Source organism: uncultured Winogradskyella sp., assembly GCF_947498345.1.
Taxonomy (GTDB): domain Bacteria; phylum Bacteroidota; class Bacteroidia; order Flavobacteriales; family Flavobacteriaceae; genus Winogradskyella.
Genome location: NZ_CANMJY010000001.1, coordinates 441,948 through 454,131, shown reverse-complemented (window position 1 = coordinate 454,131; position 12,184 = coordinate 441,948). Strand labels below are relative to the sequence as shown.

The following is a 12,184-nucleotide window of genomic DNA, read 5'->3' as shown; positions in this document are numbered from 1 at the left end:
GAGCCTGTTAACTTTATAAGTTATTAACTATCAGCAGTTAATGATTACTATTTTGCAAAAGCTCCCGTTTGGAACACTACCCAGAGTATCTGACCCAATAAAATTACAGGCAAAACAGGAAATAAAGCTTAATGATGATGGATTATTGATTAAAGAAGCCTTTAAATTAAAGCTCTATAAAAATTATGGAGATAAAGAAATTCAAGACTATTTACAGTTAGAAGGCCTATATATTCCTAAGCAGAGTTTAAACAAGATGTGGTCTAATTTATTTTATGCAGGTTACTTTACCAACAGTTTGATTCCTGATACAGAAATAAAAGGTCATTGGACACCAATAATTAGTAGAAAGGAATTTGATTTACTCCAACATAAGTTAAATAACTCTGCTCAAATTGGAATCCCCAAGATAAATGGTAAAATAGAAACACCCTTAGTACCGAAGTTTCTAATTTGTGACGACTGTGATACTAATATGACGTCATATAAGAACAAAAGAAAACAAATCTTATACTACAAATGTTCTTCGTGCAATAAAACGGTTAATGCTAATACAAGAGCTAAATCACTTACTGATGGAATGCATCAACAATTTTCTAAAAAGTTAGAATCCTTAAAATTCTCAAAAGCATTTCAAAATCTTTTTTCTAAGCAATTAGAAAAAATAATTCAAACTGAAATATCATCAAGTGGAGATCGTAAAAGACAACTTAATTCTGAAATCCACAAACTTCAAGAACAATATGACAAAATGGAGTTTAGATATGCAACTGATGAAATATCAAAAGATATTTTTGAAAAGCATGGTTTAAGACTAAAAGAACTCATTGAAAAGAAAACACAATTATTGCTGAATCTACCATCAAAAATGTCGAACCACAAAAAAGTGATGAAATTCTTTTTAAAGATAGCTGATAACCCTAGTCAATTCTATAAATCTCTTGACTATCACAATAAGAGAGTATTTCAAAATATCATATTTCCAGAAGGTTTTCGGTTTTCAATGAAAAACAAGGAATGTCGAACCAGTAAATTGAATCTTTTATTCGACTTAACTAATTCATTCTTAAAACAATACGACAACAAAAAAGAAAAGACTCAAACGCAAAAAGCACTTGAGTCTCATTTAGTAGCGGGAACTGGACTCGAACCAGTGACCTTCGGGTTATGAGTTCTATGACATATGGTTTTAAATGAATTCAAATGGATTTAAAACTACTGTATTTCAGTATTTTACAAAATTATTTAATTTCTTAAATTCAAAATTTAACATCTAAAAACATCATTTGTTGTACATATGTTGTACATAAAATTCGTATCTTTATGTTAGCAAAATCAAAGCAAATATGGCGACTGTAAAGATAGTACTCAGAAAGAATTACAAGAAAAAAGAGGGAACTTTTCCCATAGCTCTTCGTATTACCCAAAATCGTAAATCAAGATTTATCTTTACAGGTGAATATATCAAAGAAAGTGATTGGAATTCCAAAGAGGGATTGGCTAAAAAATCACATCCAAACTCAAAGAGATTAAACAACTATCTTTTGAAGAAGTTAAGTGAAGCGCATAGCGTAGCTCTTGATGTCCAAACAAATCAAAATTCCACTTCTTCCAACAGCATCAAGAAAAAGATTGTCGGCAAGGACAAAATGGACTTTTTTGAGGTTTCAAAAATTCATTTATCAGCCATAAGGAAAAGAAAAAAGATTGGGCAACTGAGAACCGAAGAAGGAAGACTCGGTATTTTTCAAGATTTTCTAGGAACTAGCCATCTACCCTTTTTCGATGTGGACGTTACCCTATTAAAAAAGTTTCAAAATCATCTTTTATACGAAAGAAATGTTTCAGCCAGAACTGCTATTAACTACCTCATATTGATTAGGACGATTTACAACCTAGCGATTAAGGAATTTGATATTGATTCTAAATTCTATCCTTTTGGCAAGGATAAAGTACAAATTAAGCTTCCTGAGAGCGAAAAAATAGGATTGAACAAAAAAGAAGTTAAACTTTTAGAGGAAGCCCAAAACCTTACTCCTTCCCAACAAGTCGCAGTTCATATTTGGCTTTTGAGTTTTTACTTTGCTGGCATTCGTGTCGGGGATGTTATAAAACTCAGAAAATCTGACTTTAGGGATGGTCGTCTTCATTATCGAATGGATAAAAATGAAAAGCTTGTATCTTTATCCATACCAGAAAAAGCAAAAGCTATATTAGACATCTATACAAGCACAAAAGAAAAGAGTGATTTAATTTTTCCATTTTTACAGGAATCCGATATTAAAAATCCAATGAAATTAGCTACGAGAAAAAATACAATCACAAGAAGCATCAATAGACGGTTGGAGAGGGTTGCAAACAAATTAGGTATTGATAAAAAGTTATCAATGCATATTGCCAGACACACTTTTGGCAATCTATCAGGTGATAAAATTCCAATACAAATGTTACAGAAATTATATCGCCACTCCTCTATTACGACCACAGTGAACTATCAGCAAAATTTTATGCATAAGGAAACTGACGAGGCTTTGGATTCAGTTGTTAATTTTTAATTTCAAGAAACATCATCACGCCTACTATAGTCAACCCCAAAAAGGAAACGAGTTTCTTTAGATAGGTTTTCTATTTTATATTCTTTTCTATTTACAAAATCCTCTACATTAATCCTTCTTAAAACTATTTTCGTATTATCATCCAGAACGACTTCCTTTCTCATCTTAGAGTTTCTAGAAGACGGAAGCTTTCCATTTTCATACAATATACTATAAGGCACATCATTTGACTTGTAGCAATTATTTAGTAACACACCTCCGCAAGCTTCACTTAAGGTTTTAGCAACTTTCGCAATGGGACCATAACTCGTTAAATATGTAGGCACAATTAATATATCTGTATTTTCTTTGTTATGAACAATTGTTGAAGAACTTGAAAAATCTGCAATCTCTAGACAAATCATAAATGAGAAACCGAGACCGAATGCCTTGGTATGAAATATCAATCTCTCAGAAGGAGTAAAAAGTTTTTCACCTATCTGGAAAGCTCCAATATTTTTTAAAAATGCCCTGTGTGTATTACCGTCATTGTCCAATCCTGGGTAAAACACATAACCAACATTAAAATAACCTTCAGTAGTATGATTTGAGCCTGCAATAATAAGGCAATTATGCTCATTTGCAATTTTCTTTGCAAAGTTTATTGCATTTTTATTTTCTATTCCGTTTATGTTCGTCGGCATGCCGAGTTCATTAATACATATAACGTTAGCCTTATACTTTTCAACCGCATACAACAAAGCTTTTTTGAATTGTTTAAGAAGATTCTTTCTATAACTATTACTGTATTTTACGATTACATGATTTAAAGGATAATCCAAATCATTAGATTTTAAATCAAAATCTTCACTTTCAATATAGGGTAGCGAAATACTAACTAAATTAAGATTCTCAACAGTTACTTTTGACAAGTCTGTTTTAAATGGCACTAATTTAACGACTTCTTCTGAAGCTTTTATGTAAGGGTTTTGTCCAAAACGATCTACTTGAGTTTTAAAAAACCCATTTTTTACTTTATTGCTTTTACTCAATGGAATGTGGTTGGTTATATATTTTTTGCGTAGTGTTTACCTATTTTTAAAGATGACAACTTAGCTAATTCTTTTTCTTCTGAATTTTCATGTCCCAAACCATAAGCAAAAATACTATCGTTATTTTGAAGCATTATTTTGTAAAGAACATTACTATTCTCAAAATAGCCTTCATTATTAACTAAATTAGAATTTGCAGTCATCCAGAAGTTTTCTCGACTCAGATTTTTTAAAAGATCACTTTTGTTTTTTCCAAATAATCTCTTATAATAGTCACCAATTAGATTCTTTGCTTCTTTGTTTTGAAATAAATCCTTGAGCATCAAATCTGTATCATCAAATAATTCTAAGTACTGCCCTAACTTCTCGTCCTCTACTCCAAATGTTAGTATAGTGAAATCACCAATGGCGTCAGGTCGTGATTGTTGTTTTTTGGAAACTATTTCACTAAACTCTTTGTGACTAATGGTACAACAATCTGAAGCTATTTTTTTATAGAATTCTTTTAACTTTTTAAAGTCTTTATTTTCTTTTGAAATAGGGTTATTTAAAGAAACCCTTGTCCAATTTTTTGTAGATGATTCCTGATGACATACAGCAATAGTAGTTCTTATTTGAAAAGAGTAATTTTTCCATTGAGCATTTATGACAGGATTATCAACAACAAATGCACTTAAACCTTCTTCTGTCAATCTAGCATCTTTTTCCTTATTTTGTTTATAATCTATTTCAACTAAATCACTATCAAGAATTTTTTTTACAACATCGATATGTTTTTGAGATAAGGATTTCCATGAGTTTTTAATTTCGGTTGCAATTTGTCTTGCAACTTTTTTATTCAAATTCTCCTCTGGTTGAGAAAATTCTGCTCTCCTTAATACTGGATAAATCAAATTCGCCATAAAAATACTCTTACTTTTAAAATTATGAAATTTTCACGTAACTCAAGCGTAAATTCCATTTATTTTTTACCAAAATGCTACTAATAATTCAATGGAAAACTTTACGAATATAATATATTTTGTTTAATCACAATATTTTAATCGTTGAACATCAAATATTTACATCTGTCTTTTTGACAGTAACAGAGTCATAACATTACTAAAAAGCCATGTTTTCACCATCACCAAATAACCATTAGGCACTTTGCGTAAACAGAACCCAAAACTATGCCAAGTCAGAAAAAAAACATGTAAAACTATGTTAATCTCAAAAACTTGTTTTTTTTAAACTCTATGAAAACCTATAATAGGTTTTACAAATAAAGTGATTTATTTAACACGAGAATATACGTAGTACTACGTATTTTTAACCTAGCTTAATTTTTCTAATAAAGAGAAATTACTCTTTTGTGCGTAATCTTGTTTTGAATTATTTGTCAAAATCTATATATGACAGAAAAATTCAAAACCAATATTAGTGAAATTGCCCTAACTTATAAGCGCAAGGTCAAAGCTTCTGACCGCCCAAAAGTATCTTGTTCCAAAGATGCCGAGAAGCTTTTTAGGGAAAATTGGAACGACTTAACCATCAATTTATTTGAAGAGTTCAAAATACTACTTCTTGACAGGAATAATAGCTGTATGGGTATAGTTCCCATTTCTTCAGGTGGAGTTTCAGGAACACTTGTAGATGCAAAATTGGTTTTTGCATCAGCATTAAAGACGAGGGCTTGTGGCCTTATTCTTGGCCACAATCACCCATCAGGCAATCTTAATCCAAGTGAGTCCGACATTTCATTAACTAAAAGGCTAGTGCAGGGCGCAAGTTATCTGGATTTAAAAATTCTTGATCATCTTATCTTGTCTGATTGTGATTATAATTCATTTGCAGATAATAATATAACATCTTTTACTCCATAGAAATATTATAGAAAAATATTCATACTTTTCCCTAATTTTACCAGAGTTTTTTAGCGATTTCTCGCTCTTCCTTACCGGTTACATCAAGATAAATGGCTGTTGTTTCTAAAGAAGAATGTCCTAACCACTTTCTAACCATAGTCAAAGGTACATGTGAAACAGCGTGAACGGCAAAACCATGTCTAAGACCTCTAGACGAGCCTTTAACACCAAAGATTTTAGCTTCCATCATAATACGCTTTATATGCCTGGAAGCCGTTCGCAACGAAAACAAGAATAAAGGTTCATTCTTGGTAAATTTGCCATATAAATCTTGAATATATATTTCAAGTATGTTTAAGAGAAATAAGGGTAGTGGTATTTCTCGAAATATGCCTTTTTTTCTTCTTTTTAAAGTTTCTAATATTACTGTTTTATTTGAGAAGTCTATATTGTGAATACTAAGATTATGCACTTCTGCTATTCTTGCTCCAGTAAAGAGTAATAATTGACTGAAGAGCTGAATATCAATGTTTCTCTTTTTTGTAATCTCAAAAAACCTTAGTCTCTCTTCTTGATTGAGGTATTTACGTTGACCTATTCTAGTATGCAACGTCATGGCAGTTTTGTACATGTCAAACCTTTCGAATCATAACTGTCCGATTATTAAATATTTTCGGACAAAAATCAAAACAAAATATCTTTTTTAATACATTACTGACTTTTATTGCTTTAGAGTTCTAACTAAGGTGATATAGTTTTAAGTTTTAAAAATAGTTACTTTATAATAGACTTACAATTCCTGAAAATTTATCATGCTCATGGCCACGTGGATGAGTAATGGCGGATTTATAACCTAATACTTTTATATAAAATGTATTTAATGAAAAATAAAACAGTTCGATTATAAAATCAAACCGCTTTTACTTATATGCATTGTTAACCACTGGCTTTTTATCAAAAATATTCATCAATAAGTTCTTTATTAGACATTGAGCCTGCTACAGTTCCTGTTGCGACTGCATTGGCAATAGAACGCATAAATGTAGTGTTATCGCCACAGGCAAATAGTCCTTCAACATTTGTTTTTTGGAACATATCTACTTTGATGTAACCATTTTCATCTAATTCACAACCCAATTGATTTGATATGTCACTATGTTGAACAAAAGGCACTTGTGAATAGACTGCTTTTATTGGATGTTTTTTACCATCATTAAAAACGATGTTTTTAAGATGGCCATCTACGTTTTCAAAGCTAGCGATTTCTTTTTCTATTATTTTGATGTTATTTAGTTCTAATTTTTTGGTTTGTTCGTCATCTAATTCTGATTTTCCGTTAGTAAATAACGTTAAATCATCTGTCCAATTACTAATCATTTTAGAGAACTCAAATCCATAATCGCCATTTCCAAAAATTCCTGTTTTCTCATTTCGATATTCGTAGCCGTGGCAATAAGGACAATGAATTATAGATATTCCCCAACTTTCTGAAAAGCCTTTAATTCTTGGCATTATATCTTTAATTCCAGTCGCCAAGATTATTTTTTTGGCTTTAAAGCTGTCGCTGTTTTGTGTTATGATTTCAAATCCATCTTCAATTTGTCTTCCGTTGGTAGCTAAACCCGAATAAAATCGCACAGTTGGATATTCTTCTACTTGTTTTCTAGCAATTTGAGAGATTACACTTGGCTCTTTTCCATCGTGCGTTATGAAATTATGTGCCTGTGGTGTTTGTCTATTACAAGGTTTTCCACTATCTATAACTAATGTTTTTCTCAATGATCTTCCTAAAGCCATTGCTGCCGAAAGTCCTGCATAACTTCCGCCAATAATGATAACTTCAAATTCTTTTTTGTCTTTCATAATATCGTATTTAGCAAATGACATCAATGAAGGTGTTGTAATTATAGCAGTTGCAGCCAAAGCACTTTTTTTGATGAATTTTCTTCTTGATACCATCTATATTTATAATAAATTGTTGTGCAAATCATTTAGTGCTGATACTACAGAAATGCCGTAACCCTTCAATATCTCTGTATTTGAACCATCAACTAACGTGATTATATATTCCCTATCTAGATGCTCTATCTTTAGGTTGCTTAATTGGGTTATATCAATTTGACATTCAGACATGAGAGTATTTTTTTTGTAAAAGTAATAAAAATTTGCTTTATTGCAACAAAGTCGCATTAACAAATGAAAAGAAGAAATACAAAATCTAAAACAGAAATTTTGGAAATTTTGAAATCGTCCTCTAATTCTGCTTTAAGTCACGAAATGCTACAGGAAAAATTGAATTCTAATATTGATAGGGCAACTATTTATCGTGTTCTCAATCGTTTTTGTGATGATGGTTGGGTTCACAGAATTGTTGGCGATGATGGAAAACAGTACTTTGCTTTGTGCTTAAATTGTGGTGAGAAAAAAGGAGAGCATAACCATAATCATTTTCATTTCAGATGTCTGCAATGTGGAACTGTAGAATGTCTCGAAAATGAAATTGATATTCCGTTGCCAAAAGGATATATGGCTAAATCCATTAATGGTCTTATTTCTGGCTATTGTAATAATTGTTCCTGATGCACAATACTAACTTGCAAAGTAACCTTAAACGCCAATTATTAATGATAAAACCTTCTCAATAGTTGCATTCAGCTCATCTGGATTCTCAAGCATTGGGTAATGACAAGTTCCATTTATTTTATACAATTCGTAATTATCACCGAGATATTTATTTAGATTTTCTACGTTAGTAGGCGAGTAATTTACATGAATTGAATTTAATTTCATTTTTAATTCTTTTAGCAGTTTTAGTTGACGATTGGGATAACTGAAACCATATTCAAGTAATGGAATTCCAATTTCAGGGTTCATATTTCTGTAATCTTTTAGTAATTGAGATACAATTTCTGGGTTAGTTTTCTTAGTTAATAAGGCTTGTTTTGCAAACTGTTCACAGGTATATTCAAAATTTGTATTTAAACCATTAATTAGCTGATTAACTACCTCTTTCGGAAGTTCTATTCCAATGTTTTTCATATGGTCTATTTCAATTATACCTATGATTTCATTTTTGTTTTGAGCTACAGTCTCAAGCATAACGTCAGAACCAAAAGAATGTCCGATAATTATTACATTCTTTAAAGATAATCTCTGTATGAATTCACTAATATCCTTACCAAATCTTTGGCCATTTAATATTTTTTGATTGAAAGAAGACTTTCCATGCCCAGGTAAATCGATAGCCAATGTTCTGTAATTTTCAGAGAAATGTGACAATTGTCTTTCCCAATACGTTTTATTAATAAACGCTCCATGCATAAATAAGAGTGCTATATTTCCTTTTTGATTGTCGTAATATGAAAGTTGCTCTCCATTAATGTTAATTTTTTTAGTTTCCATATTTCAAAGATTAATAATATTAGTTTCTAAAGATTTATAATGAATATTTATTCATTTTTGATTTAAATTTTTTTATTTTTCTATGGCTTGCCAGCACAAGGCAAAAGATTTGTCTACTAAATCATCAGTTAGTATGCTTTCTTTTTCGTTGACTAAATAAGTAGAATAAGTCCTTATAAAACCAATGATTAATGAAATGAGCATTTGGCTATCAATGTCTTTTATTAAATTTTCTTTTTTACCTTTATCAAGTAATTCTTTTAAATAATTCTTGAATTTTATATCTAAATTTTTATTAGTGTCTGAAATTAATGGGGAAATTAAAAATTGTTCTAAAAAAATAATTCTCATGTTATCTTCTACTAAGCGTTTAAGAGCAATATGCCACATTTTATAAAGTTGAATATTGATAGGAAGATGGCTAATCGTGTCTACGATTGCAGGTGCGCTCTCTCTTTGTAGCTTATAATAGAGTGCATTTAGCAATTCTTCTTTACTTTTGAAATAAATATAAAGTGTGCCGCTAGCTATTTTAGCTTCTTTAGCAATGTCAGACATTTTTAAACCTGCAATACCCACTTTACCTGTAAGATTTAGTGTGGCTGTGAAAATTTGATTTAGTCTGTATTCTGTTTTTTCAATCATTTTGTAAAAATATGAATATTTATTCATGTTTTGATAAATGACAGCAATTTATATTCTAATGAAGTTTGTTTTTAAGTATTTTATTTTGTTAAGAAAGGCCGATAGATTACTTATTTTTAAAGATAACATATTAAGAAGTACATTTTAGATATGTTGTTAACTTTCAATTATTAGATTCACTAATTTTATTCGTATTGACTAAAGATTTGCTTATAGTTTCAGTCCACTTTTAGTACTGAACCCTAATTCTTATCGAAAACACTAAAATTTCCGAGCGTGAAAAACCTCAATTCCACGAGATAAACACTATTCGGAATAAAAAAACAAGATGGCACAATATATTTAATTTTCGGACAAATTATATATGTATGCCCAAAGGCTTCTTTGATGAGAAAATCATGAAAGAAAGGATAAAAACACTTAACCCTTTTTCGAGGTATACATTTTTATTAATCTTTTCAACTTTAAAACTATGCGAACGATTAAGTGTAAGGCATTTTTGGTGATAATTTTATTGATTAGTCAAAGCTATTTATTTGCCCAGATTTCTGAAAATGACTTTGTGACAACTTGGAAAACTGATAATCCAAGTACTTTGGATAATTTAACAATAAAAATCCCTGTTCTTTCAAATAGTTTTGCCTATGAATATGATGTTGATTGGGATAATGATGGAAATTTTGATGATTTAGGTGTGACTGGGGAAATCACCCATTCATATGATACACCAGGAACCTATACAGTCAGAATAAGAGGTCAATTCCCTAGTATAGCAATCAATAATGATACTGATGTAGAAGAGAAGATCATTTCAGTTGAGCAATGGGGTAATATTCAATGGGGCTCAATGCTTGCTGCCTTTCGTGGCGCAACTAATTTAGTTATAAACGCTACTGATGCACCCGATTTAAGCAATGTCACAACTATGTTTGCAATGTTCGAAGATGCCACTTCCTTTAATCAAAATATAAATAATTGGGATGTTAGTAATATAGAGAAAATGCAGTTTCTATTTCACAATGCTTCTTCTTTTAACCAACCGTTAGATAATTGGAATGTGGGCAATGTTGATAATATGCAAGAAATGTTCTCTGGTGCAATAGCATTTAATCAAAACATAGATAGTTGGAATGTGAGTAATGTTGGAAACATGAAAGAGTTATTTTTTGATGCAGAATCTTTTGACCAGCCCTTAAATAGTTGGGATGTAAGTAGTGTCACGAACATGGAAAAAATGTTTGCCTTTACTCCTCCTCCACCTTTTGGTGGTTCGAGCTTTGATACGTTTAATCACCCTATTAATCAATGGAATGTTTCTAATGTCACCAATATGAGAGGTATGTTTCAGCACTCGCAAAGCTTCGATCAGCCACTTAATGATTGGGATGTTTCAAGTGTAATTTTTATGTCCTCAATGTTTTTATCAAGTGATAACTTCAATCAGCCACTAGATAATTGGGATGTTAGCAATGTTACGGATATGGGTGGAATGTTTGCCCTCACAGAAAGTTTTAACCAACCTCTTAATTCATGGGATGTGAGTAGTGTAGCGTTTATGGACTTTATGTTTGATTTTGCAGATGTCTTTGACCAGCCTTTAGATAATTGGAATGTAGAGAACGTTACAACAATGGAAAGAATGTTTACAGGTTTGGTGCTTTCTACAGAAAACTATGATATAATTCTAAATAGTTGGGCTAATCAAGCATTGCAATCCAATGTAGAATTTCACGGTGGTAATAGTAATTATTGTAATTCAGAAACTGCACGTAATACACTTATCAATACTTTTGGATGGACAATAACTGATGGCGGATTGGACTGTTCAGGATTGAGTGTCTCTGATTTTAACCAAGCTGATTTGAGAATCTATCCAAATCCAGTTGAAGAGCAATTAAATATTGATTATCCATTTGGTGAAATTGATTTGATTGAGGTCTATTCTTTGGAGGGTAAACTTATTAAAGCTATTAAGACTGTTAACAATAATGTTGACTTTAGATTATTTGATGATGGAATATATCTTTTAAAATTGCATAAAAACAATCAAACCGTAATAAAGAAACTTATTAAAAAGTGATAGTATTTAAACTAAAATAAAACAGCCCACAAAGGGCTGTTTTATTTAGAACTAATATTCTATATCTAAACCTTTATCTCTGTCCTTGTGATTCTTGTCTAAGTCAATATAGCTTTCCGCAATATTATCTATATCAAGGGAAGGAATAATTTCTTTACTTTGAGTCTTTATTTTCTCAAGGGCATTGTCCTTTTGAAATTGTTGCATTCCATCTTTCATTGCCTGCATACGATTATTACCTGCATTGATACCATCTAGGATTTCAGGTTTAAGATTTAGCTCTTTTGAGAGTAGATACCCTTGGTTAAAGGCTTCGATATAATCCTTGTCTATTTGAGAGGTTTCTTTCATAACTAAAATATTTCGCGAACATGGCTTTCTATGTAGTCATTGATGGAATAACGGTCATAGAGAATGATGCGTTTTTGAGGTTGGGAATAGCGAATTTTACCCTCATCCCTTAATTTCTGAAGTGTGGTTTTTGAAGATATATTAAGCAAGGACATTGCTTCCTCACCATCTATCCATTGGTGTGGTTCATCTTCATATTTTTGCTTAAGGTGTTCGACGACCTTGTCAAAAAGGGCGTAAAAGGCTTCTTCTTGTAAACAGACTACTTGCATATTA

The 12,184-nt window shown here is 31.2% G+C and carries 13 protein-coding genes; 5 read left to right on the top strand and 8 right to left on the bottom strand.

Annotated elements, in window-relative coordinates:
- The first annotated feature begins 40 nt into the window (after nucleotides 1-40).
- Together Q0912_RS02025 and Q0912_RS02020 are read left to right on the top strand one after the other, a co-directional pair.
- Nucleotides 41-1,171, top strand: a complete 1,131-nt coding sequence (locus Q0912_RS02025) for a recombinase family protein (protein ID WP_299111465.1) — start codon at nucleotides 41-43, stop codon at nucleotides 1,169-1,171.
- Between the two features lie 175 nt (nucleotides 1,172-1,346).
- Nucleotides 1,347-2,555 (top strand): site-specific integrase, encoded by a 1,209-nt coding sequence (locus Q0912_RS02020; RefSeq protein ID WP_299111463.1) that lies wholly within the window; start codon nucleotides 1,347-1,349, stop codon nucleotides 2,553-2,555.
- A 2-nt stretch (nucleotides 2,556-2,557) separates the two neighbouring features.
- Here the strand turns inward: Q0912_RS02020 and Q0912_RS02015 are convergent, their stop codons facing one another.
- Together Q0912_RS02015 and Q0912_RS02010 are read right to left on the bottom strand one after the other, a co-directional pair.
- Nucleotides 2,558-3,586, bottom strand: a complete 1,029-nt coding sequence (locus Q0912_RS02015) for a hypothetical protein (RefSeq protein ID WP_299111461.1) — start codon at nucleotides 3,584-3,586, stop codon at nucleotides 2,558-2,560.
- Between the two features lie 14 nt (nucleotides 3,587-3,600).
- A complete protein-coding gene (locus Q0912_RS02010) occupies nucleotides 3,601-4,488 on the bottom strand; it encodes a hypothetical protein (protein ID WP_299111459.1) in 888 nt (295 codons plus the stop codon).
- Nucleotides 4,489-4,977: 489 nt separating this feature from the next.
- On the opposite strand from Q0912_RS02010, the gene Q0912_RS02005 reads away from it, so the two are divergent.
- Nucleotides 4,978-5,448: a JAB domain-containing protein gene (locus tag Q0912_RS02005; RefSeq protein ID WP_299111457.1), complete on the top strand. Its 471-nt coding sequence runs from the start codon at nucleotides 4,978-4,980 to the stop codon at nucleotides 5,446-5,448.
- A 37-nt stretch (nucleotides 5,449-5,485) separates the two neighbouring features.
- Here Q0912_RS02005 and Q0912_RS02000 read toward each other — a convergent pair whose 3' ends face one another.
- On the bottom strand, nucleotides 5,486-6,046 hold the full coding sequence (locus Q0912_RS02000; RefSeq protein ID WP_299111455.1) for a tyrosine-type recombinase/integrase: 561 nt from the start codon (nucleotides 6,044-6,046) through the stop codon (nucleotides 5,486-5,488).
- Between the two features lie 338 nt (nucleotides 6,047-6,384).
- Entirely contained in the window at nucleotides 6,385-7,389 is a 1,005-nt protein-coding gene (locus Q0912_RS01995) for an NAD(P)/FAD-dependent oxidoreductase (protein ID WP_366125116.1), read from the bottom strand.
- A gap of 237 nt (nucleotides 7,390-7,626) precedes the next feature.
- Here Q0912_RS01995 and Q0912_RS01990 point away from each other — a divergent pair, with 237 nt between their 5' ends.
- Nucleotides 7,627-8,010, top strand: a complete 384-nt coding sequence (locus tag Q0912_RS01990; RefSeq protein ID WP_299111453.1) for a transcriptional repressor — start codon at nucleotides 7,627-7,629, stop codon at nucleotides 8,008-8,010.
- A gap of 27 nt (nucleotides 8,011-8,037) precedes the next feature.
- Here the strand turns inward: Q0912_RS01990 and Q0912_RS01985 are convergent, their stop codons facing one another.
- Both Q0912_RS01985 and Q0912_RS01980 read right to left on the bottom strand, forming a co-directional pair.
- Nucleotides 8,038-8,832 carry an alpha/beta hydrolase gene (locus tag Q0912_RS01985; protein WP_299111451.1) on the bottom strand — a complete coding sequence of 265 codons (795 nt, stop codon included), beginning with the start codon at nucleotides 8,830-8,832 and terminating at the stop codon, nucleotides 8,038-8,040.
- Between the two features lie 72 nt (nucleotides 8,833-8,904).
- Nucleotides 8,905-9,504 (bottom strand): TetR/AcrR family transcriptional regulator, encoded by a 600-nt coding sequence (locus Q0912_RS01980; RefSeq protein WP_299111449.1) that lies wholly within the window; start codon nucleotides 9,502-9,504, stop codon nucleotides 8,905-8,907.
- A gap of 445 nt (nucleotides 9,505-9,949) precedes the next feature.
- On the opposite strand from Q0912_RS01980, the gene Q0912_RS01975 reads away from it, so the two are divergent.
- Nucleotides 9,950-11,557 (top strand): BspA family leucine-rich repeat surface protein, encoded by a 1,608-nt coding sequence (locus Q0912_RS01975; protein ID WP_299111447.1) that lies wholly within the window; start codon nucleotides 9,950-9,952, stop codon nucleotides 11,555-11,557.
- 51 nt (nucleotides 11,558-11,608) lie between these two features.
- On the opposite strand, the gene Q0912_RS01970 is transcribed toward Q0912_RS01975, so the two are convergent.
- Nucleotides 11,609-11,908 (bottom strand): hypothetical protein, encoded by a 300-nt coding sequence (locus Q0912_RS01970; RefSeq protein ID WP_299111445.1) that lies wholly within the window; start codon nucleotides 11,906-11,908, stop codon nucleotides 11,609-11,611.
- Nucleotides 11,909-11,910: 2 nt separating this feature from the next.
- Nucleotides 11,911-12,180, bottom strand: coding sequence for a helix-turn-helix domain-containing protein (locus Q0912_RS01965; protein WP_299111443.1), 270 nt, complete (start codon nucleotides 12,178-12,180; stop codon nucleotides 11,911-11,913).
- Between the last annotated feature and the right edge of the window lie 4 nt (nucleotides 12,181-12,184).